A 21,715-nucleotide genomic window follows, 5' to 3' on the forward strand; every position below is an offset into this window, starting at 1 on the left:
CGTCGGACACCCGTGCCGCGCAGACGCTCCGCTCGGGCGGGCGGGCCCGGCGCGTCCCCGCCCGCACCCCTGACGATCGGCAGGGGCGCCGGGACCCCCGCCGCTTGTACCGTCGACGAGGTGACCCCCCGTCGCCGCTCCGCCCTCGCGGACCTGTCGCTCTGGGCGGCGCTGGCCCTGCCGGTCCTCGCCGTCGAGCACCTGCACCTGCACGAGCCCGCCGCCGCCTGGCAGCAGCTCGCCGGACTCGCCGTGCTCGGCGCGGCGACCGCACTGCACCGCCGGCTGCCCGCCACCGCGTTCGTCGTCGCGGCCGCCCCGGGCCTCGCCGTCGCGTCGTCCCTGTTCACCCTCTCCTACGGGCCCGCCCTTGCCGCCTTCGCCTACCTCATGGGCCTGCGCTCCCGCGCCGCCCGCCCCTCCCTGCTCGCCTTCGCCGCGCTCGCCGCCGTCGGCACCGCCGAGATCGCGATCCGCCAGGTCGACCCGGCCGCGGAGTGGCTCGTGCTCATGGGCACCCTCCTGTTCGGCGCGGTCTTCCCCTGGCTCATCGGCCGCTACTGGCGCCAGAGCCGCGAGCTGACCGCCGCCGGCTGGGCCAGGGCCGGGCAGCTGGAGCGCGAGCACCGCATCGTCGCCGACCGCGCCCGGCTGCGCGAACGGGCCCGCATCGCCCAGGACATGCACGACTCCCTCGGCCACGAGCTCAGCCTCATCGCCGTGCGCGCGGGCGCCCTCCAGGTCGCCCCCGGCCTCGCCGACGCGCACCGCACGGCCGCCGCCGAACTGCGCGCCGCCGCCTCCGACGCCACCGACCGGCTGCACGGCATCATCGGCCTGCTGCGCGAGGAGGACGACGAGCCGGCCCCGCTCGCCCCGGCCGGCGAGAGCGTCGCGGAACTGGTGGAACGGGCCGCCGAATCGGGCCTCCCCGTCCGCCTCGTGGGAGCACCGGCCCCCGACGACCGCACCGCCTACCGCGTCGTCCAGGAAGCCCTGACTAACGCGGCGAAGCACGCGCCCGGCGCCCCCGTCACCGTGGAGGCGCACCGGCGGGCCGACGCGACCACGCTCACCGTCACCAACGGCCGCCCCCGGCACACGCCCCCGCCCCCGCCGGGCAGCGGCACCGGCCTGATCGGACTGCGCGCCCGGATCACCGCGCTCGGCGGCACCTTCGACGCGGGCCCGCACGAGGGCGGCTTCCGGGTCACGGCCCTCCTGCCCGCCCCCGGCACCGCGCCCGCCCGCCCCGCCCGCGACGAGGGGCCCATCGACTTCGCGTACGCGCGGCGCAGCGCGCGCCGCCGGGTGGGCCTGGCGTTCGCCGCGGCCGCGGTCGCGGGAACCGTCCTGATCGGCGGGGCGTTCACCTGGTACGCGTACACGAAGACGCACGCCGTCCTCACCCCGCAGGCGTACGCGCAGCTGCGCACCGGCACGCCCTTCGCCGAGGCCGCCGCCCGGCTGCCCGACCGCACGATCAGCGACCCGCCGGTCGAGCGCGCGCCCACACCGCCGCCCGCGCACACGGACTGCCGCTACTACCGCGCCAGCGGCGAACTCTTCGTACCCGTCGAGCACTTCAGGCTCTGCTTCGGAGACGACCCGGCGCACACCCTCGTCGACAAGGCAGTGATCCCCAAGGCGGGCACCGCCGACCAGATGGTGGAAGAGGAGCACGAATGGGCCCGCTGACCGAACCGGCGCCGCGCCGCATCAGGGTGCTGCTCGCCGACGACGAGGCGATGATCCGGGCCGGCGTCGGCGCGATCCTCGCGGCGGGCGGCGACTTCGAGATCGTCGCCGAGGCCGCCGACGGCCGTGAGGCGCTCGCCCTCGCCCGGGCGCACCGCCCGGACGTGGCGCTGCTCGACATCCGCATGCCGCGCCTGGACGGCCTGGCCGCGGCCGAGGAGATCACGGCGACGGTGCCCGGCACGGCGGTGGCGATGCTGACGACGTTCTCCGAGGACGCCTACGTCGCGCGGGCGCTCGGCGGCGGCGCGACCGGCTTCCTGCTCAAGTCCGGCGACCCGCACGAACTGATGGCGGGTGTACGGGCGGTGGCGGACGGCGCCGCGTTCCTGTCGCCCAAGGTGGCCCGGCACGTCATCGACGGCCTCGGCGGCGGCCGGCTCTCGCGCGAGGCCTCGGCCCGGCAGCGCGTGGCGACGCTCACGCCGCGCGAGCGCGAGGTCCTCGGCCTGGTCGGCGCGGGGCTGTCGAACCCGGAGATCGCCGGGCGCCTGCACCTCGTGGAAGGCACCGTGAAGGCGTACGTCAGCGCGGTCCTCGACCGGCTGGAGGTCAAGAACCGCGTACAGGCCGCGATCGTGGCGTACGAGGCGGGACTGCTGACGTAGCGACAGTTCCGCCGGACCCGGCGGAACGTGAGGGGGCGTCAGAAGGCGTGTCAGAAAGGGAGGTCAGAAAGGGAGGTCGGAAAGGGGTATCGGAAGCGGTTGCCGGAAACGGTTCAGCGCCGGTGCGCGCCTCCGCGCGGCCGCCCGTCGTGCGCCGACGCGTATCCGCCACCGGCCGGCCCCGGGCCCGCGAACCACCGCACGAGCCCGTTCCCGGACCCGCGCATCGCCTCGGTCACCCGCGCCCCCGGACGCGTGACGAGCCGTACGACGAGCAGCGCGACCAGGGTGCCGAGCAGCAGGCCCACCGCGACGTCGTGCGGGTAGTGCACGCCCACGAAGACCCGGGAGAACGCCATGAGGATCGCCATCGGCACGGTCAGCCAGCCGATCTTCGGCCAGGCCAGCGCGAGCCCGACGGCCGCCGCGGCGGCGATCGTGGCGTGGTTGCTGGGGAACGACCAGTCGCCGTAGACCGGGCAGTCCACCAACGACGGCAAGGCACCCGCGACGGCCCGGCACGGCCGCTCCTCGTCGACCCCCGACTTGATCAACTCGCTGCACACATAGGCCACGGCGGTGGCCAGCGGCGCGAGCACCGCGACGGCGAAGGCTCGCGGGTCACCGCGCCGCGCCCGCCACCAGGCGACGACGAACAGCACGGCGAACAGCAGCAGGCCCAGTTCCGTCCACACCTCCATCAGGTGCTGAAACCACGAAGGAGTGTCGTGGGCGAATTCGGTGATGTCGCGATAGAGATCGGAGTCGATGGTTCCCATGGTGACGGACAGTACGCAATGACCGGGTGCTGTCACATCTTGCGATGGTCGCGGACCGCACCTGACGAAAGACAGGGGTCGGGGACCCCGCCGGACGGCCGCGCATGATGATGATCCGGAAAACTTGATGTGCGGGGCGGCGGGTGGGCGCGGGACAACGGCCGGATCTCTCGTAAGGTTTGGGTCGTGGGATCACTGCGCAATCCGATCGGGCCGCTTCCCTCCTCCATCTACTGGCGCCGGAGGGTCGTACTGGCGTCTGTCCTCGCGCTGCTCGCGCTGCTGGTCGTGTGGGTCGTGAACCTCGGCGGCGGCGGCGCGAACAACGGCGCGGACGGGTCCAACGGCAAGCATCCGACCGATGCCATCACGCCAGGACCGTCCGGTACCGGGCCCGCGATCAGCGAACACCCGGGCGGGCGCGACGAGTCGGGCGGTTCCGGGTCGGGCGACGGCTCCGGTTCCGGTGACGGCTCGGGTGACTCCGCGGGCTCCGGGGGCGGCTCCGACGACGCGGCGGGCGGCGACAAGGGCGACGGCGGCGACGGCGGTTCGGCCGCCGGCGGCCAGGCGGCGGCGGTCGTCGGCCTGCCCGACTGCACCGCGGGCGGCACGTCGCTGGCGGTGCGCAGCATCCACAACTCGTACGCCCCCGGGGAGAAGCCGAAGCTCGAACTCGTCGCCAAGAACACGACGGACAAGGCCTGCAAGGTCGACCTCGGTCCGAAGACGGCGGTCGTCACGATCACCAAGGCGGACGGCGACACGAAGTACTGGTCGTCCGGGGACTGCCCGGCCGGTCCCGGCAGCCGGGTGCTCCGCGTGCCGGCGGGCGGCAAGGTCACCCAGTCGCTGACCTGGGACCGCAAGCCGAGCGTCCCGCAGTGCGCCACGCCTCCGGCGGGGTCCGCGGGCGCCGGTACGTATCTGGTCGAGGTCAAGGGGGCCCAACTGACCGGGACCCGGACGTCGTTCGTGCTGAAGGCCGACTGAGTTCCGGGCGTCATCGGCGGGTGGGCGTCACGGGGCTCCGCCCCGGACCCCGCTCCTCAAGCGCCAAAGCCGCTTGATGTGCCCAGCGGCTCGAGCTAGACGTACCGCTCCAGGATCGACGACTCCGCCAGGCGCGACAGGCCCTCGCGCACGCTGCGCGCCCTGGCCTCGCCGACGCCGTCCACCGTCTGCAGGTCGTCGACGCTGGCGGCGAGCAGCTTCTGCAGGCCGCCGAAGTGCTCCACCAGGCGGTCGATGATCGCCCCGGGCAGGCGCGGCACCTTCGCCAGCAGCCGGAAGCCGCGCGGTGACACCGCCGAGTCCAGCGCCTCCGGCGAACCGGTGTAGCCCAACGCCCGCGCCACGATGGGCAGTTCGAGCAGCTCGCCGTGGTGCAGGGAGTCCAGCTCGGACAGCGCCTCGTCGACCGTGCGCGAGCGCTTGGCCGTCGGCTCGGGCACATAGTCCCGTACGACCAGCTCGCGCTCGGGCTCGACGCCCGCGATCAGCTCGTCCAGCTGCAGCGCCAGCAGCCGGCCGTCCGTGCCCAGCTCGACGACGTACTCGGCGATCTCGGTCGCGATACGGCGCACCATCTCCAGGCGCTGGGCGACCGCGACGACGTCCCGGACCGTGACCAGGTCCTCGATCTCCAGCGCGGAGAGCGTGCCCGCGACCTCGTCGAGACGCAGCTTGTAGCGCTCCAGGGTCGCGAGGGCCTGGTTGGCGCGGGACAGGATCGCCGCCGAGTCCTCCAGGACGCGGCGCTGACCGTCCACGTACAGGGCGATCAGGCGCATCGACTGGGAGACCGAGACGACCGGGAAGCCGACCTGCTTGCTGACGCGGTCGGCGGTGCGGTGCCGGGTGCCCGTCTCCTCGGTCGGGATCGTCGGATCCGGCACCAGCTGCACACCGGCCCGCAGGATCTTGTCGAGGTTCGAGGAGAGCACGATGCCGCCGTCGAGCTTGCACAGCTCACGCAGGCGCGTGGCCGAGAACTCGACGTCGAGGACGAAGCCGCCCGTGCACATCGACTCGACCGTCTTGTCGGAGCCGAGGACGATGAGCCCGCCGGTGTTGCCACGGAGGATCCGCTCCAGACCGTCCCGCAGGCCGGTGCCGGGCGCCACCGCGCTCAGCGAGGCGCGCATCAGACCGTCCGTACCGGAACTCCCGGACTTGCCGGGAGCTGCCGCCCGGTCATTGGCTGCCACTGCACTCCTCCGGATCGCAGACTCTCTTGGGAGGCCCTGTCGCGTTCGTACGCACGGGCGAGACCAGGGCAAAGTCTACCGGCGCTCCTCCGTCTCCCGCGGGGCCTCTCGGCGACGGCTCTTCGGCAGCACCCGCAGCGCGTCCCCTATATCGGCGACTTCCAGGACCTTCATACCGGGCGGGATCTTTCCGGGATCGGCCGGCACGAGGGCGTGCGTGAACCCGAGACGGTGTGCTTCGGCCAGCCTGCGCTGCACGCCCGTGACCCGTCTGACCTCGCCCGCGAGGCCTACTTCTCCGATCGCCACCAGGTTCTTGGGCAGCGGGGTGTCGCTCGCGGCGGAGGCGAGGGCGAGCGCGATGGCCAGGTCCGCGGCCGGCTCGGAGAGCTTCACGCCGCCGACCGTCGCGGAGTAGATGTCCCTTTTGCCCAAGGCGCTGATCCGGCCACGCTGTTCGAGTACCGCCAGCATCATCGAGACGCGGGACGTCTCCAGGCCGGACGTGGTGCGGCGGGGCGAGGGGATCTGGGAGTCGACCGTCAGTGCCTGGACCTCGGCGACCAGCGGGCGGCGGCCCTCCAGGGTCACCGTCAGACAGGTGCCGGGGACCGGCTCGTCGCGGCGGGTCAGGAACAGGCCGGACGGGTCGGCGAGCCCGGTGATGCCCTCGTCGTGCAGCTCGAAGCAGCCGACCTCGTCCGTCGTCCCGTACCGGTTCTTCACGCCGCGGACCAGGCGCAGGCGCGCGTGCCGGTCGCCCTCGAAGTTCAGCACGACGTCGACCAGGTGCTCCAGCAGGCGCGGGCCCGCGATCGCGCCCTCCTTCGTGACATGGCCCACGAGCAGGGTCGACATGCCGCGCTCCTTGGACGCGCGGATCAGCGCCCCGGCCACCTCGCGGACCTGCGCCATGCCGCCCGGCGCCCCGTCGATCTCCGGCGACGCCACCGTCTGCACCGAGTCCATGATCAGCAGCGAGGGCTTCACCGCGTCCAAGTGACCGAGGACGGCGGAGAGATCGGTCTCCGCCGCCAGGTACAGATGGTCGTCGATCGCCTTGATGCGGTCGGCGCGCAGGCGGACCTGGGACGCCGACTCCTCGCCCGTCACATAGAGGGTCCGGTGCTCCTCGTCGGCGGCCTTGGCCGCCACGTCCAGGAGCAGCGTGGACTTGCCGACGCCGGGCTCGCCCGCGAGCAGGACCACCGCACCCGGTACGAGTCCGCCGCCGAGCACCCGGTCCAGCTCCGGCACCCCGGTGCTGCGGGCCGTGGCCTGCTTGCCGTCCACCTGGCCGATGGGCACGGCGGATGTCGTGACGCGGCCGGGGGCGGTCGTGCGCACGGCGGGCGCGCCGTACTCCTCGATCGTCCCCCACGCCTGGCACTCGGCGCAGCGGCCCAGCCACTTGGCCGTCTGCCAGCCGCATTCGGTGCAGCGGTAGGACGGACGGTCCTTCGCGGATTTCGTACGGGCAGCCATGCACGAAACCGTAGCGGGCCCCACTGACATCGCCGACATCGGCGGTATTGCCCCTGTCGGTTGCCCCGCGTAGCCGTGCTGGCCACGGAATATGGGCTTCCTGTCCCCTTTTGAGGGATCGTTTCACCCGTAAGGATTAAAAGTGCTCAAGGGGCCGGAAGGGCCCCGCGCGCGCCGCCTACGGTCGCACGGGTGATGAGCAGCAGGCCGGAAACCCCCACGCACACCACCGGCGCACACCGGGCGCACCGCCCCGGGGCGAGGCGGCCGGTGCCGCGCGCTGTTCCGCAGCGCCCGCCCGCTCGCTACGAGCCGTGTCTGGACGGCTTGTTCACCTACTGCCTCTCCGTGCTCTGCGACCACGAAGAGGCGACCGCCGCCCTCGGTGACGCCCTCGCGCTCGCCGAGCGCCGCGGCTCGCGCGCCCCGGCCGCCGACTCCGAGGCCGACCGCAGGGCCTGGCTGTACGCGCTCGCCCGCTGGGCCTGTCTGCGCCGTCTCGCCGAGGCCAAGCGCAGGCGGCAGGGCGCGCACGCCACGGGCAAGCGCCCGCCCGAGCCCGCCGAGAAGGGCCCCTCCGAAGACGTCCTCCTCCAGGAGGAGCGCCGCCGCCAACTCGCGCTGCTCGCCTGGCCGGAGGCAGCCGGCACCACCCCCGAGCAGCGCGAGGCGCTCGAACTGGCCGTGCGGCACCAGCTGTCGCCGCGCGAGGTCGCGGCCGTCCTCGGCACCGACCCCGGCGTCACCCGCGAGCTGCTCGCGGCCGCCGCCTGCGAGGTCGAGCGCACCCGCGCCGCGCTCGCCGTCGTGGAGACCGGCACCTGCCCCAGCGTCGCCCGCCTCACCGGCGACAACCAAGTGCTCCTGTCCGCCGCCCTGCGCCGCGAGCTCGTCCGGCACGTCGACGACTGCCCGCGCTGCCGCCGCACCGCCGAGCGCGCCGCCCCCGGCAGCTGGCCCGGCACCTCCGTGACGCCCGCCGCGCTGCCCCTCGTCGAGGCCCCGCGCCCCGCCCTGCACCGCGCGATGCACGCCCCGCACCCCGGCGGCGCGCCCCGCTTCGACCGGCGCGGGTTCCCCATGGATCCCAAGGACCGGGCGGCACGGCGGGACCGGCTGCGCTCGCGCGCGGTCACGACGACCGTGGTCGCCACCGTGGTGGCCGCTCCCGTACTCGCCCTGTGGGCCGCCTACCGCGGAGCCCCGCTCACCGGCGAGGGCACCGACGGCCGCTCCATCAGCGCCAGCGAGGCGGGCGGACCCGACGGGCTGAGCGGCGAGCGCACGGACGACACGTACGAGAACGCGGGCAACGCCAGCACCACCCCCGACCCCCGCTTCACCGCGGGCAGCCGCTCGCCCGACGTCTCCGTCGAGGTCATCTCGCCGCGCGCGGGCACCGGCCCCGGGCGGCTGACCGTCGAGGCCCAGCCCAGCGGCGCCTCGACGCTCATCACCCTGACGGCGTCCGGGAGTTCGGCCGTCCACTGGTCCGCGCACACCGGGGCGTCCTGGCTGTATCTGAGCCAGGCGTCGGGGACGCTGCGGCCGGGCGAGTCGTTCACGATCCGGGTGTACGTCGATCATGACCGGGAGCCGTCCGGGCACTGGAGCGCCCGCATCGGCATCGATCCGTCCGGCGCCGTCATCTCCCTCGACGGGTACGGGAGTTCCGGCGGTGCCCGGCCCACCCCCGGGCCGGGCACCAGCGGGCCCGGCACCGGCGGGCCGGACCCCACGCCGTCCGACCCCTCGCCCTCCGAGCCCTCGTCGGGGCCGAGCGATCCCTCGCCCTCGGACCCCGACCCGAGCTCGCCGGACCCGGACCCCACGACCTCGGAGCCCGACCCGACGCCGACCGGCTCGTCGCCCGCGCCCTCCGACCCGTCGAGCCCCGGGGACTCGACGTCGCCGCAGTCCCCGTAGGCACTTCCCGTGTCGCTACGCCGGGTCCGGGTCCGCCGGGTGCGGGGCGAGCAGCGGCAGGCCCTTCGGGGCGGACGCCAGCCGCTCCTCGCAGAGCTCGACCAGCTTGTCGTAACCGGCCTTGCCCATCAGCTCGGTGAGCTCCGGGCGGTACGAGACGTACACCGGGTCGCCCGCGCCGTGCGCCGAGGTCGCCGAGGTGCACCACCAGTGCAGGTCGTGGCCGCCCGGGCCCCAGCCGCGCCGGTCGTACTCACCGATCGAGACCTGGAGCACCCGGGTGTCGTCGGGGCGGTCGATCCACTCGTAGGTACGGCGGACCGGCAGCTGCCAGCACACATCCGGCTTCGTCTCCAGCGGCTCGCGGCCCTCCTTGATCGCCAGGATGTGCAGCGAGCAGCCGGCGCCGCCCTCGAAGCCCGGGCGGTTCTGGAAGATGCACGAGCCCTTGTACGGGCGGGTCTGGCGCTCGCCGTCCTCGTCCTTGGAGACCCAGCCGGTCTCCGTACCGACGTCGTGGTGCTGCCAGATGTCCGGCGTGAGGCGCGCGACGTAGCCCGCCACGCGCTTCTCGTCGTCCTCGTCCGAGAAGTGCGCGCCCAGCGTGCAGCAGCCGTCGTCCGCGCGGCCCGCCTGGATGCCCTGGCAGCCGCTGCCGAAGATGCAGGTCCAACGAGAGGTCAGCCATGTCAGATCGCACCGGAAGATCTGCTCGTCGTCCGCCGGATCCGGGAACTCGACCCAGGCGCGCGGGAAGTCGATTCCCTTCTCGTCCGGCTGGGCCGCCTTCGGCTGCTGCTTCGCCTGCTGCTTCGGCTTCTGCTTCTGCTTCGGCTCCAGGTCTGGAGTCGCCGACTTCGTCTTCTTGTCGCTCTTGTCGGCCTTGGCCTTTTTCGTCTTTGGCACGGCTCCAGAGTAAGGGCGTCGTGGAGGTGGGCGAGACTCCCGCTTCCACGACGGTCCAGGGGCCGGCTCGGCTCCCCGCTCAGGTCACGGGTCGGGTCTCGGCAGGGGCCTTGGCGGACGGAGCGCGGGGTCGGCGCAGTAGCGTTCCGTATATGAGACTCGGTGTCCTCGACGTGGGTTCGAATACGGTTCATCTGCTTGTGGTGGACGCGCACAGGGGTGCCCGCCCGCTGCCCGCGCACTCGCACAAGGCCGATCTGCGGCTCGCCCAACTCCTCGACGAGCGGGGCGCGATCGGGGCCGACGGGGTGGAACAGCTGGTCGGCACGGTCAGAGGGGCCCTGGAGGCCGCCGAGGACAAGGGTGTCGAGGACCTGCTGCCCTTCGCCACGTCGGCCGTGCGCGAGGCGAGCAACGCCGATGAGGTGCTGGCGCGGGTGAAGGACGAGACCGGGGTCGAGCTGCGGGTGCTCACCGGGGCGGAGGAGGCGCGGCTCACGTTCCTCGCCGTGCGGCGGTGGTTCGGCTGGTCCGCGGGGAAGCTGCTGGTGCTCGACATCGGTGGCGGGTCGCTGGAGATCGCGTACGGGATCGACGAGGAGCCCGACGCGGCGGTGTCGCTGCCGCTGGGGGCCGGGCGGTTGACGGCCGGGTGGCTGCCCGGGGATCCGGCCGATCCGGCGGACGTGAAGGCGTTGCGGCGGCATGTGCGGGCGCAGATCGCGCGGACCGTGGGGGAGTTCAGCCGGTTCGGGGCGCCGGATCATGTGGTGGCCACGTCAAAGACGTTCAAGCAGTTGGCGCGGCTTGCGGGAGCCGCTCGGTCCACCGAAGGGCTGTACGTGCAACGGGACTTGAAGCGGGAGTCGTTGGAGGCGTGGGTGCCGCGGCTCGCCGGGATGACGGTGGCTGAGCGGGCGGAGCTGCCCGGGGTGTCGGAGGGGCGGGCCGGGCAGTTGCTCGCGGGGGCGCTGGTGGCCGAAGGGGCGATGGATCTGTTCGGGGTGGAGACGTTGGAGATCTGTCCCTGGGCGCTGCGGGAGGGTGTCATCCTGCGGCGGCTGGATCATCTGGCCTCGCCCTGAGTGGTCTGAACGGCCTGAACCGCCTGAAGGGAGGGTGGCCGTCTGGGCTTCGGTTGGCGGCTTTCCGTTTCGATCCGACAGGTGTGTGGGTGGGTACGGGGCCGCCCTGGGCATGTCCGTGCTCGCCATCTTGATGGCCTCGCCGGTTGCTTCGCGCTTCGTCACCGCGTGGTCTGTGCTGCGCGCGCACATACCCAGACCGGCCCCTCCCGTCTCGTACGCGAGTGATCGCCGGTGGATCCATGTCAAGGATCCGTCGGCGCGGGGACGATTCACCCGGCCTCCCCGCGGGATCGCGAGGGCCCGTACTCTGTCCCCGTGGCAGAACCAGTGGTGCGCATCCCGGATGCGAAGGTCGCCCTGTCGACCGCCTCGGTGTATCCGGAGTCGACGGCGACGGCCTTCGAGATCGCCGCACGCCTGGGCTACGACGGCGTCGAGGTCATGGTGTGGACCGACCCCGTCAGCCAGGACATCGAGGCGCTGCGGCGGCTCAGCGACTATCACCGGATCCCGATTCTGGCCGTGCACGCACCATGTCTGCTGATCACGCAGCGGGTCTGGTCGACGGACCCATGGGTGAAGCTGCAGCGGGCGAAGGCCGCGGCGGAGAAGCTCGGGGCCTCGACCGTCGTGGTGCATCCGCCCTTCCGGTGGCAGCGGCAGTACGCCCGGGACTTCGTCAGCGGCATCTGGCGGATGGCCGGCGAGACCGATGTGCGGTTCGCCGTCGAAAACATGTACCCGTGGCGCTACCGGGACCGGGAGATGCTCGCGTACGCCCCCGACTGGGACGTCACGAAGGACGACTACCGGCACTTCACCGTCGACCTGAGCCACACCGCCACGGCCCGGACCGACGCGATGCAGATGATCGACCGGATGGGAGACCGGCTGGGGCACGTGCACCTGGCCGACGGGAACGGGTCCAACAAGGACGAGCACCTGGTGCCGGGGCGCGGCACGCAGCCCTGTGCCGAGCTGCTGGAGCGGCTGGCCGTCAGCGGGTTCGACGGGCATGTGGTCATCGAGGTCAATACGCGGCGAGCGATGTCCAGCGCCGAGCGTGAGGCAGACCTCGCCGAGGCGCTCGCCTTCACACGGCTGCATCTGGCGTCCGCGATGCGGGTGCCGCGTTCATGAGCGAATCCGCGCGGCGCCGGGGACGGCCCTCGCGTACGGCGGGCGGGGACGGGCCCGGGACGCGTGAGCGGATCCTCGCCGCGGCGCGCGAGGAGTTCGCCGAGCGGGGGTACGACAAGACCTCCGTGCGGGGGATCGCCAAGGCGGCCGGGGTCGACTCGGCGCTGGTGCACCACTACTTCGGCACCAAGGAGCAGGTGTTCGCCGCCTCCGTCGAGATGGCCTTCGCGCCCGCCCTGGAGGCTCCGGCCGCCGTGGAGGACGGGCCGCTGGACGGGGTCGGCGAGCGGCTGACCCGGTTCATCTTCGGCGTGTGGGAGAACCCGGCGACGCGGGCACCGCTGCTCGCCATCGTGCGCTCCGCCGTCAACAACGAGGTGGCCGCGGGCGTCTTCCGGCGGCTCATCGCCGCCCAGCTGCTGTCGCGCATCGGGCGGCGCCTCGACCTGCCGGAGCAGGAGGCCGAGCTGCGGGCCTCGCTGGCCGCGGCCCAGCTGGTGGGGACCGCGATGCTCCGGTACGTGATCAAGGTGGAGCCGCTGGCCTCGGCGGACGTCGAGGTCCTCGTGGCCCGGCTCGCGCCCGTCGTGCAGGGACATCTGACCGGCTCCTGACCCGGGACCATGAGACGGGCGTCCCGGTATCTGGACAGGGTGTCCGGATCTTGGAGGGGCGGCGTAGGCTCGTACGCAGTCTTTTCTGCCTGAAGGAGCGAGCGACGATGCCCGAGCTGAGGTCCCGCACAGTCACCCACGGCCGCAACATGGCGGGCGCACGCGCCCTTATGCGCGCCTCCGGTGTACCCGGTGCGGACATCGGCCGGAAGCCGATCATCGCCGTGGCCAACTCGTTCACCGAGTTCGTGCCCGGGCACACCCACCTGGCCCCGGTCGGCCGGATCGTCAGCGACGCCATCACGGCCGCCGGCGGCATCCCCCGGGAGTTCAACACCATCGCCGTCGACGACGGCATCGCCATGGGGCACGGCGGCATGCTGTACAGCCTGCCGTCGCGCGATCTGATCGCCGACTCGGTCGAGTACATGGTCGAGGCGCACTGCGCGGACGCCCTGGTGTGCATCTCGAACTGCGACAAGATCACCCCGGGCATGCTGATGGCCGCGCTGCGCCTCAACATCCCGACGGTCTTCGTCTCCGGCGGCCCGATGGAGTCCGGCCGGGCCACCCTCGTCGACGGCACGGTCCGCACGCTCGACCTGGTCGACGCGATGTCCGAGGCCGTGAACGAGAAGATCTCCGACGAGGACATCCTCCGTATCGAGGAGAACGCCTGCCCGACCTGCGGCTCGTGTTCCGGCATGTTCACCGCCAACTCGATGAACTGCCTGACCGAGGCCATCGGTCTGTCCCTGCCGGGCAACGGCTCGGTCCTCGCCACGCACACCGCCCGCAAGGCGCTGTACGAGCGCGCGGGCGCGACCGTCGTCGAGCTGACCAAGCGCTACTACGGCGAGGACGACGCCTCGGTCCTGCCGCGCAACATCGCCACCCACGCCGCCTTCGAGAACGCGATGGCGCTCGACATCGCCATGGGCGGCTCCACGAACACGATCCTGCACCTGCTGGCCGCCGCGCAGGAGGCCGAGGTCGACTACAACCTCGACCACATCAACGCCGTCTCGCGCCGCGTCCCCTGCCTGGCCAAGGTCGCGCCGAACGTCGCGGGCTCGAAGACGTACTACATGGAGGACGTGCACCGCGCCGGCGGCATCCCCGCCCTCCTCGGCGAGCTGTACCGCGGCGGTCTCCTCAACGAGGACGTGCACACGGTCCACTCGCCCTCCATCAAGGAGTGGCTGGACGCCTGGGACGTCCGTTCCGGCGCCGCGTCCGACGAGGCCGTCGAGCTGTGGCACGCGGCCCCCGGCTGCAAGCGCTCCGCCGAGGCCTTCTCGCAGTCCGAGCGCTGGGACACCCTCGACACGGACGCGGCGAACGGCTGCATCCGCGACGTCGCCCACGCCTACTCCAAGGACGGCGGCCTCGCGGTCCTGAAGGGCAACCTGGCCGAGGACGGCTGCGTCGTGAAGACCGCCGGTGTCGACGAGTCCATCTGGGTCTTCGAGGGCCCGGCCGTGGTCTGCGAGTCGCAGGAGGAGGCCGTCGAGAAGATCCTGCTCAAGCAGGTCAAGGAGGGCGACGTCGTCGTCATCCGCTACGAGGGCCCCAAGGGCGGCCCCGGCATGCAGGAGATGCTCTACCCGACCTCGTACCTGAAGGGCCGCGGTCTCGGAAAGGTCTGCGCGCTCGTCACGGACGGCCGCTTCTCCGGCGGTACGTCGGGCCTGTCCATCGGCCACGCCTCGCCCGAGGCGGCCGCCGGCGGCGCCATCGCCCTCGTCGAGGACGGCGACCGCGTCCGCATCGACATCCCGAACCGGTCCATCGAACTGCTCGTCTCCGACGAGGAGTTGGCCGCGCGCCGCGAGGTCCTCGGCGGCGTCTACGCCCCCAAGGCGCGCGAGCGCAAGGTCTCCGCGGCCCTGCGCGCGTACGCGGCGATGGCGACCAGCGCCGACAAGGGCGCGGTCCGCGACGTCTCCAAGCTCGGCTGACCCCGCTGCTTCACCAGTCCTCGGGGTGACGTCCGTCCACCCCGAAGACCGTGCCGTCCGGCGCACTCCCGTACACCCGGCCCCCGACCACGACCGGCTCCGCCAGCTCGGCGACGACGCGGTCGGGGCGGGCGGCGGAGCGGGGGCGGGTCTGGCCCAGGGGAGCGCCGGTACGGGCATCCGTGGCGAGGAGACGGCCGTCGGGCGCCGTGAAACAGAGCCGTCCCTCGGCGGCCACCGGACGGGACGGGCGGCTCACCGCGGTGTCCTGCTGCCAGCGCACGGCGTCCGCCGCCTTCGTCGTGGGACGCGTGTCGACCGCGAGAAGCATGCCGCCGGCCCCGTAGACGAACACGGTTCCGGCGCTCTCCGTGGCCTCCGCCTGATCGATCCGCAGGGGTAGCGGGACGCGGTGCGCCGACCTGGTCCGGGTGTCGAGGCGGACCACCGCGTCGGTCAGCTGGTCCGCGTTCAGGGACAAGAGGTGCAGCGCGTCGTCCCCGGCGGCGACGGGGCGGAGATCTCCGTCCGCCCGGGCTGACCACAGGGAGCGCCCGTCGTCCGCCGCCACCGCCCGGATCGTGGTGGCGGAACCGTCCGGAGCCGGCGTGACGGCATAGAGGGTCCGCTGGTCACCGGCCACCCACTGGGTGCCGACCCCGCCGACGCCGCGCTCCCACAGCTTTCGTCCGGTCGCGCTGTCCAGCGCCCGGACCGCCCCTTCGGAACCGACGAGCAGGGTGGTCCCCGCGGAGTGCCGGACCGCGGAGCTGCCCGCGGTGTCCGCGCTCCACCGCGCCGCACCGGTACCGAGGTCGAGCGCCTGCAGGCGGTGGCCGGTGACGAGGTGCAGCAGGCCACCGGAGACCGTCGGCGGCGCACCGGACGGCCGGCCCAGGGCGCGGCGCCACACGACAGCGCCGTCCGCGGGGTCGAGGCGGGCCGTGAGGCCCGTCCCGGTGACGCAGTACAAGGCGTCCGCGGTGGCCGTGCACGCGGGCGGCGTGCCGCTCCCGGTTCCGAGACGGGTGGCCCATGGCGTGAAGTCGGCCCGGTCGGAGGGCTGCCGGTGCGCCGCGGGCCGCTCGTCGTCCGGGAACAGGGTGCCCGTGGCGAGGGCCGCGCCCGTCGCGATCAGCAACGTACCGACGGCGGCCGCCAGGACCAGCCGGGAGCGCCTGCCGCGCCGTGGCGCGACGGTGCCGCCGGACGCCGTACCGGGCTCGGGACGTGACACGGGGCGGGCGGCGTCCGCCGAAGAGGAGTGCTCCGGGATCCGCTCACGGCGGTCGGGCTCACGCTGGGCCGGTATCAGCGGCGCCGTCGCCGGCTGGCGCAGCATCTCCATGACCTCGGCGGGGGAGGGCCGTTCGTCCGGATCCTTGGTCAGGCAGCGGCGGACCACGGGCAACAGCTCGTCCGGCACGCCGGTCAGGTCCGGTTCGTTGTGCACCACTTGATAGGCGACGAGGTACGGGCTGTCGGAGTCGAACGGACCGCGACCCGTTGCCGCGTGGGCGAGCACCGCGCCCATCGCGAACACGTCCGCGGCCGGCCCCACTTCGCGCGGCCGCTGGAACTGCTCCGGAGCCATGAACGGCGGCGACCCGATCAGCCTGCCGGTCTCCGTGCGCAGATCGCTGTCCACCGGACGGGAGATGCCGAAGTCGATGACCTTGGGCCCGTCGGCCGCGAGCAGCACATTGCTCGGCTTCAGATCGCGGTGGACGACCCCCGCGCGATGGATGTCGCGCAGCGCCTCGGCCAGTCCCGCCCCGAGGCGGCGTACTTCCGCGACCGACAGCGCGCCGTTCCGCTTCACCCGTTCCGACAGGGTGTCACCGGGGATGAACAGTGTGGCCATCCAGGGCAGTCCGGCATCCGGGTCCGCGTCGACGACGGGCGCCGTGAAGGCACCGCTGACCCGGCGCGCGGCGCTGACCTCCTGCCGGAAACGCGCCCTGAATTCAGGATCCGTGGCGATCGGGGCATGCACGATCTTGATCGCGAGCCGCAACCCCGAAGCGGACGTGGCCAGATGGACCACCCCCATGCCGCCGGAACCGAGACATTCCTCGAGCCGATAGCGACCGGCGTACCCCGGACGTTCCGCTTCCGGCCCGGGTCCGGTGCTGCGCAGCGGCGGCATCGCCCACCCCCGTGTTCTGAGTCCGCAAGCGCGACGCACGGAGCCTAGTCGATGGTGCGTGCGATACCGGAGGGGCTTGCTAGCCTGCGCGAGTCGCACGGGGCGATGCCGGTGCCGGACACACACCGACGGCATCGGACGACATCAACGGGGGAGGCCTCCATGGCTGTTGAGGAAACATCGGGCGCGGTCGAGGGCATAGCCGCCGCGGCGGCGACCCGTTACGCGGTCGCACCCGGAATCCGGCTCAAGGTGCGCAGCGGCCCGGGAACCCAGTACGCGTTGGTCCGGGTGCTGCCGCTCGGCGCGAGCGTGCCGATCAACTGCCAGAAGCCCGGCGAGTGGGTCACCGGCACCTACGGCACGACGAACATCTGGGACAGCATCGGCAACGGCCAGTACGTCTCGGACGCGTACGTGAAGACGGGCAGCGACGGATACGTGGCACCACGCTGCGCCTGACCCACCCCGGTCCCCGGTGATAATCGAACCGTGAGCGACGAAACCGGCACCGGCACCCCCAGCACCTCCCCGGCCCCCGGCCCCCGTCCCGAGGAGATCCGTTTCTTCGGGACGAGCTGGGTCGACCACAGCGGCACCTACCTGCTGCGCCGCGCCGCCGTCGGCGTGGGCGCGCTCCTCGCCGCGGCGGCCGGCTGCTTCGTGCTGCGCTTCGCCTACGAGGGTCTGGCCGTCGCGGACGTCGGCGCGTTCGTGAACATCCTGGTCGTCGCCATGTTCGCCATCTGCAGCGCGTTCGCCTTCAACCGCACCTGGAGCGGCTTCTCCCAGCGCCACGACCCCGAGCGCCAGGCGTCCCTGCGCGGCTTCCTGACGATCGGCTTCGTCGGCGTCCTCGTCGCCCACGCCCTGCGCTGCCTGACCGAGGCCCCGGGCGAGAAGCTCCGCAGGCAGGAGTACGAGACCGCCCGCGAGCAGTACGAACGCCGCACCACCCGCCGCACCCGCAACCCCGCGAAGAAGTCCTCGGGGAAGAAGAAGAGCTGAGCCGGGACGAAGCCGCGCCGAGCCTGGCAGGCCGGCCCCCGCACGGCCAGGATGAACCCATGACGGAGCAGCCCCCGGGCGCCGAGTTCGCGCTCTCCTTCGACACGGTCGCCGCCCAGTACGCCTCGGCCCGCCCCGGTTACCCGCCCGAACTCTTCGACACCGTCGAGCGACTGGCGGCCCTCGGCCCCGGCGGCCTGCGCGGCACCCGCGTCCTCGACGTGGGCGCGGGCACCGGTATCGCCACCCGCCTGCTGCGCGAGCGCGGCGCCCGCGTCATCGCCGTCGAGCCGGGCCCCGGCATGGGCGCCGAGCTCCGCCGGACCCTCCCCGACGTCCCGCTCGTCCGCGCCGTCGGCGACGCCCTGCCGTTCGCGGACGCCTCCGTCGACCTGGTCACGTACGCCCAGTCCTGGCACTGGACCGACCCGGCCCGCTCGGTCCCCGAGGCGCTGCGCGTCCTGCGGCCGGGCGGCGCGCTCGCCCTGTGGTGGAACGTCCCGGATCCGGACGTCGAATGGACCCGCGCCCAGGAGACCCGCCTCCAGGCCCGGCTGCCCGGCTACCACCGCCACGGCGTCGCCGCCGACGCCCCCGGCATCATCACCGCCCTCGGCCCGACCCCGGCCTTCCGCCGCCTCCACTGGACCCGCCGCATCCCGGTCGACCTGCACCTGGCCCACCTCGGCAGCCGCTCCTACTTCGCGGTCATGGGCCCCGAACGCTCCGCCCCGGTCCTGGCGGACGAGCGCGCGCACCTGCTGCGCCACTTCCCCGACGGCATGGTGGAGGACGCCTACGCCCTGGACCTCACGATCGTCCGCCGCGCCTGAATCGCCGGCGGGGCTCGATCTGCGCAGCCCCCACCGGCGTCCGGTCGCGTACGAGACGGGAGGGGCCGGTCTGGGTATGTGCGCGCGCAGCACAGCTCACGCGGTAGCGAGGCCCGAAGCAACCAGGGACGCCATCAAGATGGCGAGCACGGACATGCCCAGGGCGGCCCCGTACCCGACCCGACACCTGTCGGAGACGAGGGAAAGCCGCCAAGACAACCCCCGACGGCCACCCTCCCTTCAGGCGAGGCCCCCGCCACGCTCCTTGACGCCGTCAACCCCCCCGGAGCAATATTCATCATGTGATGAATAAAACCTCGGACTCTCCCGGCCCCGCCCCCCGAGAACCCGTCACCCCCGCCGTCCACGCCACAGCCCTCACCGTCACCCGCGGCCCCCGCAGCGTCCTCCACGGCCTCGACTTCACCGTCCCCCGCGGCCAGATCACCGGCCTGCTGGGCCCCTCCGGCTGCGGCAAGTCGACCCTGATGCGCGCCCTCGTCGGCACCCAGGCCAAGGTCTCCGGCACCCTCCAGGTCCTGGGCCGCCCCGCCGGCCACCCGTCCCTGCGCTCCCGCGTCGGCTACGTGACCCAGGCCCCGTCCGTCTACCTCGATCTGACAGTGCGCCAGAACCTGGGCTACTTCGCCGCGGTACTCCTCCCGGGCCGCGCCGCGGCCCACCGGCGCGCCACGGACGTCGACCGCGTCCTCACCGACGTGGACCTCACCTCCCACGCCGACGCCCTCGCCGGAAACCTCTCCGGCGGCCAACTCGGCCGCGTCTCCCTCGCCGTCGCCCTCCTCGGCACCCCCGAACTCCTCGTCCTCGACGAACCCACCGTCGGCCTGGACCCGGTCCTGCGCCGCGACCTCTGGAACCTCTTCCATGACCTCGCGGCCGGCCGCGGCACCACGATCCTGGTCTCCTCCCACGTCATGGACGAGGCCGAGCGCTGCCACCGCCTCCTCCTCATGCGCGACGGCGAACTCCTGGCCGACGACACCCCCGACGCCCTGCGCACGGCCACCGCCAGCCCCACCGTCGAACAGGCCTTCCTCCACCTGGTCGACGCCGCGAACGCCGCCCCCTGACCACCCCGGACGGACCCGCCATGAACACGTACCGCACCACCGCCACCGCGACCCGCGTCCTGCGCCAGCTCCGCCACGACCCGCGCTCCATCGCGCTCATGCTGCTCGTCCCGTGCGTGATGCTGTTCCTGCTCCGCTACGTCTTCGACGGCAGCCCCGGCACCTTCAACTCCATCGGCGCCTCGCTCCTCGGCATCTTCCCGCTCATCACGATGTTCCTGGTGACCTCCATCGCCACCCTGCGCGAACGCACCAGCGGCACCCTGGAACGCCTCCTGGCCATGCCCCTCGGCAAGGGCGACCTCATCGCCGGTTACGCGCTCGCCTTCGGCGCCCTGGCGGTCGTCCAGTCGGCCCTGGCCACCGGCCTCGCCCTCTGGGTCCTCGACCTGAACGTCACGGGGTCGGCCTGGCTGCTCCTCCTGGTGGCCCTCCTGGACGCCCTGCTCGGCACCGCCCTCGGCCTGTTCGTCTCGGCCTTCGCGGCATCCGAGTTCCAGGCGGTCCAGTTCATGCCAGCGGTGATCTTCCCCCAGCTCCTCCTCTGTGGCCTGTTCACCCCGCGCGACAAGATGCAGCCGGTCCTGGAAGCGATCTCGAACGTCCTCCCCATGTCCTACGCGGTCGACGGCATGAACGAGGTCCTCCGCCACACGGACCTCACCGCCACCTACGTACGCGACGCCCTGATCGTGGCGGGCTGCGCCGCGCTGGTCCTGGCCCTGGGCGCGGCGACCCTGCGCCGTCGCACGGCCTGACCGCGCCGCCCGGACCGTCCGTCCACCGGACAACCCCCTGGCGCGCGGCCCGCCCGATGCGAGGATGCGTCCGGACGACGACGCACACGGAAGGCCCGAGCCACATGAGCCAGACGCCCCAGAGCCAGACCCCGCGCCACAAGGTCGCCGTACTCGGCACGGGCAAGATCGGCGAAGCCCTGCTCAGCGGCATGATCCGCGGCGGCTGGGACCCCGCCGACCTCATGGTCACGGCCCGCCGCCCCGAGCGCGCCGAGGAACTGCGCACCCGCTACGGCGTCACCCCGGTCACCAACCAGGAAGCCGCGAAGCAGGCCGACATCCTGATCCTCACGGTCAAACCCCAGGACATGGGCACGCTCCTCACGGAACTGGCCCCGCACCTCCCGCAGGACCGCCTGGTCATCAGCGGCGCGGCAGGCATCCCCACCACCTTCTTCGAGGAGAAGCTGGAGCCCGGCACCCCGGTGGTCCGCGTCATGACGAACACTCCGGCCCTCGTGGACGAGGCCATGTCCGTCATCTCCGCCGGCACGCACGCGACCGCCGCCCACCTCACCCACGCCGAGGACATCTTCGGCTCGGTGGGCAAGACCCTCCGCGTCCCGGAATCACAGCAGGACGCCTGCACGGCCCTCTCCGGCTCGGGCCCTGCCTACTTCTTCTACCTGGTCGAAGCGATGACGGACGCCGGCATCCTCCTCGGCCTGCCCCGCGACAAGGCCCATGACCTCATCGTCCAGTCCGCCATCGGCGCGGCCACGATGCTCCGCGACAGCGGCGAGCACCCGGTGAAGCTGCGCGAGAACGTCACGTCCCCGGCAGGTACGACCATCAACGCGATCCGCGAACTCGAGAACCACGGCGTCCGCGCGGCCCTCATCGCGGCCCTCGAAGCGGCCCGCGACCGCAGCCGCGAACTGGCCTCCGGCAACAACAACTGACCGTCGCACGGCCCGGGGCACGAAGTTGACACGCCCCGGGCCGATACGTAGTGTTCTCCGAGTTGTCCGACGTGAGCGCCGACCCCGGTCGGTCCCCGGACAACCATTCCGCAAGACCCACTCAACAGCCCGACGGCAGATTTCTTCCGTCGTCGTGTCGTTTGTGCGCGCTTTTGCGAAATGAGGAATCCACGTTCGAAAGAGCGGGACCCCGATTAGGTCGGGGGCCAGGAATCCGCTAATGTCTCACTCGTCGGAACGGCCCAACAGCCGCGAAGACAAACCCGGTTGACAGGGAATCAGGCCCGAAAGGATCTGATAGAGTCAACACCGCCGGAAGGCCGAAAGGCCGGAAAGCGGAGCACGACCCCGAGGAAATCGGCCGGTGAAACGGTCTGATAGAGTCGGAAACACGCAGTAACATTAAAAAGAAGTACCGAAGGGAAGCGCCCGG

The 21,715-nt window shown here is 72.6% G+C and carries 19 protein-coding genes; 14 read left to right on the plus strand and 5 right to left on the minus strand.

All coding sequences use genetic code 11. The features are described from left to right. The first annotated feature begins 120 nt into the window (after positions 1-120). Both ACVHNB_RS02130 and ACVHNB_RS02135 read left to right on the plus strand, forming a co-directional pair. Positions 121-1,698, plus strand: a complete 1,578-nt coding sequence (locus ACVHNB_RS02130) for a sensor histidine kinase (protein WP_456227297.1) — start codon at positions 121-123, stop codon at positions 1,696-1,698. Continuing rightward, the gene (locus tag ACVHNB_RS02135) at positions 1,686-2,366 is read left to right on the plus strand and encodes a response regulator (RefSeq protein WP_428953160.1); all 681 of its coding nucleotides are present in this window, start codon (positions 1,686-1,688) and stop codon (positions 2,364-2,366) included. Before ACVHNB_RS02130 ends, ACVHNB_RS02135 begins: the two co-directional genes overlap by 13 nt. Before the next feature lie 113 nt (positions 2,367-2,479). Here ACVHNB_RS02135 and ACVHNB_RS02140 read toward each other — a convergent pair whose 3' ends face one another. Continuing rightward, positions 2,480-3,145: a phosphatase PAP2 family protein gene (locus ACVHNB_RS02140; protein ID WP_428953159.1), complete on the minus strand. Its 666-nt coding sequence runs from the start codon at positions 3,143-3,145 to the stop codon at positions 2,480-2,482. Positions 3,146-3,331: 186 nt separating this feature from the next. On the opposite strand from ACVHNB_RS02140, the gene ACVHNB_RS02145 reads away from it, so the two are divergent. After that, entirely contained in the window at positions 3,332-4,138 is an 807-nt protein-coding gene (locus tag ACVHNB_RS02145; RefSeq protein ID WP_428953158.1) for a hypothetical protein, read from the plus strand. 95 nt (positions 4,139-4,233) lie between these two features. Here ACVHNB_RS02145 and disA read toward each other — a convergent pair whose 3' ends face one another. Both disA and radA read right to left on the minus strand, forming a co-directional pair. Further along, a complete protein-coding gene (disA, locus tag ACVHNB_RS02150) occupies positions 4,234-5,355 on the minus strand; it encodes a DNA integrity scanning diadenylate cyclase DisA (protein ID WP_428953157.1) in 1,122 nt (373 codons plus the stop codon). 75 nt (positions 5,356-5,430) lie between these two features. Continuing rightward, on the minus strand, positions 5,431-6,840 hold the full coding sequence (radA, locus tag ACVHNB_RS02155) for a DNA repair protein RadA (RefSeq protein ID WP_428953156.1): 1,410 nt from the start codon (positions 6,838-6,840) through the stop codon (positions 5,431-5,433). A 192-nt stretch (positions 6,841-7,032) separates the two neighbouring features. On the opposite strand from radA, the gene ACVHNB_RS02160 reads away from it, so the two are divergent. Continuing rightward, positions 7,033-8,766 carry a BACON domain-containing protein gene (locus tag ACVHNB_RS02160; RefSeq protein WP_428953155.1) on the plus strand — a complete coding sequence of 578 codons (1,734 nt, stop codon included), beginning with the start codon at positions 7,033-7,035 and terminating at the stop codon, positions 8,764-8,766. 15 nt (positions 8,767-8,781) lie between these two features. On the opposite strand, the gene ACVHNB_RS02165 is transcribed toward ACVHNB_RS02160, so the two are convergent. After that, entirely contained in the window at positions 8,782-9,672 is an 891-nt protein-coding gene (locus ACVHNB_RS02165; RefSeq protein WP_456227298.1) for a hypothetical protein, read from the minus strand. Between the two features lie 152 nt (positions 9,673-9,824). Between ACVHNB_RS02165 and ACVHNB_RS02170 the strand changes: the two genes are divergently transcribed. The 4 genes from ACVHNB_RS02170 to ilvD all read left to right on the plus strand — a co-directional run bounded on the left by ACVHNB_RS02170 (position 9,825) and on the right by ilvD (position 14,475). Beyond that, on the plus strand, positions 9,825-10,757 hold the full coding sequence (locus tag ACVHNB_RS02170; RefSeq protein ID WP_428953153.1) for a Ppx/GppA phosphatase family protein: 933 nt from the start codon (positions 9,825-9,827) through the stop codon (positions 10,755-10,757). A gap of 318 nt (positions 10,758-11,075) precedes the next feature. Next, positions 11,076-11,900 (plus strand): sugar phosphate isomerase/epimerase family protein, encoded by an 825-nt coding sequence (locus ACVHNB_RS02175; RefSeq protein WP_428953152.1) that lies wholly within the window; start codon positions 11,076-11,078, stop codon positions 11,898-11,900. After that, entirely contained in the window at positions 11,897-12,514 is a 618-nt protein-coding gene (locus ACVHNB_RS02180; RefSeq protein ID WP_428953151.1) for a TetR/AcrR family transcriptional regulator, read from the plus strand. Before ACVHNB_RS02175 ends, ACVHNB_RS02180 begins: the two co-directional genes overlap by 4 nt. Before the next feature lie 107 nt (positions 12,515-12,621). Next, positions 12,622-14,475: a dihydroxy-acid dehydratase gene (ilvD, locus tag ACVHNB_RS02185; RefSeq protein ID WP_428953150.1), complete on the plus strand. Its 1,854-nt coding sequence runs from the start codon at positions 12,622-12,624 to the stop codon at positions 14,473-14,475. 10 nt (positions 14,476-14,485) lie between these two features. On the opposite strand, the gene ACVHNB_RS02190 is transcribed toward ilvD, so the two are convergent. Beyond that, positions 14,486-16,624: a protein kinase domain-containing protein gene (locus ACVHNB_RS02190; RefSeq protein WP_456227299.1), complete on the minus strand. Its 2,139-nt coding sequence runs from the start codon at positions 16,622-16,624 to the stop codon at positions 14,486-14,488. Between the two features lie 162 nt (positions 16,625-16,786). On the opposite strand from ACVHNB_RS02190, the gene ACVHNB_RS02195 reads away from it, so the two are divergent. From ACVHNB_RS02195 to proC, 6 genes are all read left to right on the plus strand, one after another. Then, complete coding sequence (locus tag ACVHNB_RS02195) at positions 16,787-17,086, plus strand: hypothetical protein (protein WP_428953148.1); 300 nt, start codon at positions 16,787-16,789, stop codon at positions 17,084-17,086. A gap of 30 nt (positions 17,087-17,116) precedes the next feature. Next, the gene (locus ACVHNB_RS02200) at positions 17,117-17,632 is read left to right on the plus strand and encodes an EamA/RhaT family transporter (protein ID WP_428953147.1); all 516 of its coding nucleotides are present in this window, start codon (positions 17,117-17,119) and stop codon (positions 17,630-17,632) included. Positions 17,633-17,691: 59 nt separating this feature from the next. After that, positions 17,692-18,465, plus strand: a complete 774-nt coding sequence (locus tag ACVHNB_RS02205) for a class I SAM-dependent methyltransferase (protein ID WP_456227300.1) — start codon at positions 17,692-17,694, stop codon at positions 18,463-18,465. A 305-nt stretch (positions 18,466-18,770) separates the two neighbouring features. Then, positions 18,771-19,559, plus strand: coding sequence for an ABC transporter ATP-binding protein (locus ACVHNB_RS02210; protein ID WP_428953145.1), 789 nt, complete (start codon positions 18,771-18,773; stop codon positions 19,557-19,559). A gap of 20 nt (positions 19,560-19,579) precedes the next feature. Beyond that, positions 19,580-20,317 (plus strand): ABC transporter permease, encoded by a 738-nt coding sequence (locus ACVHNB_RS02215; RefSeq protein WP_428953144.1) that lies wholly within the window; start codon positions 19,580-19,582, stop codon positions 20,315-20,317. Positions 20,318-20,421: 104 nt separating this feature from the next. After that, positions 20,422-21,261, plus strand: a complete 840-nt coding sequence (gene proC, locus ACVHNB_RS02220) for a pyrroline-5-carboxylate reductase (protein ID WP_428953143.1) — start codon at positions 20,422-20,424, stop codon at positions 21,259-21,261. Positions 21,262-21,715: the final 454 nt, after the last annotated feature.

The sequence above is a fragment of the Streptomyces sp. YJ-C3 genome (assembly GCF_053891275.1).

Excerpts from the sequence above, each read along its gene's own strand:
- ilvD (WP_428953150.1), top strand. The coding sequence starts at position 12,622 with ATGCCCGAGCTGAGGTCCCGCACAGTCACCCACGGCCGCAACATGGCG.
- ACVHNB_RS02195 (WP_428953148.1), top strand. The coding sequence starts at position 16,787 with ATGGCTGTTGAGGAAACATCGGGCGCGGTCGAGGGCATAGCCGCCGCG.
- radA (WP_428953156.1), bottom strand. The coding sequence starts at position 6,840 with ATGGCTGCCCGTACGAAATCCGCGAAGGACCGTCCGTCCTACCGCTGC.
- proC (WP_428953143.1), top strand. The coding sequence starts at position 20,422 with ATGAGCCAGACGCCCCAGAGCCAGACCCCGCGCCACAAGGTCGCCGTA.
- ACVHNB_RS02140 (WP_428953159.1), bottom strand. The coding sequence starts at position 3,145 with ATGGGAACCATCGACTCCGATCTCTATCGCGACATCACCGAATTCGCC.
- ACVHNB_RS02170 (WP_428953153.1), top strand. The coding sequence starts at position 9,825 with ATGAGACTCGGTGTCCTCGACGTGGGTTCGAATACGGTTCATCTGCTT.
- ACVHNB_RS02210 (WP_428953145.1), top strand. The coding sequence starts at position 18,771 with ATGAATAAAACCTCGGACTCTCCCGGCCCCGCCCCCCGAGAACCCGTC.
- ACVHNB_RS02215 (WP_428953144.1), top strand. The coding sequence starts at position 19,580 with ATGAACACGTACCGCACCACCGCCACCGCGACCCGCGTCCTGCGCCAG.
- ACVHNB_RS02205 (WP_456227300.1), top strand. The coding sequence starts at position 17,692 with ATGACGGAGCAGCCCCCGGGCGCCGAGTTCGCGCTCTCCTTCGACACG.
- ACVHNB_RS02180 (WP_428953151.1), top strand. The coding sequence starts at position 11,897 with ATGAGCGAATCCGCGCGGCGCCGGGGACGGCCCTCGCGTACGGCGGGC.
- ACVHNB_RS02135 (WP_428953160.1), top strand. The coding sequence starts at position 1,686 with ATGGGCCCGCTGACCGAACCGGCGCCGCGCCGCATCAGGGTGCTGCTC.
- ACVHNB_RS02190 (WP_456227299.1), bottom strand. The coding sequence starts at position 16,624 with ATGCCGCCGCTGCGCAGCACCGGACCCGGGCCGGAAGCGGAACGTCCG.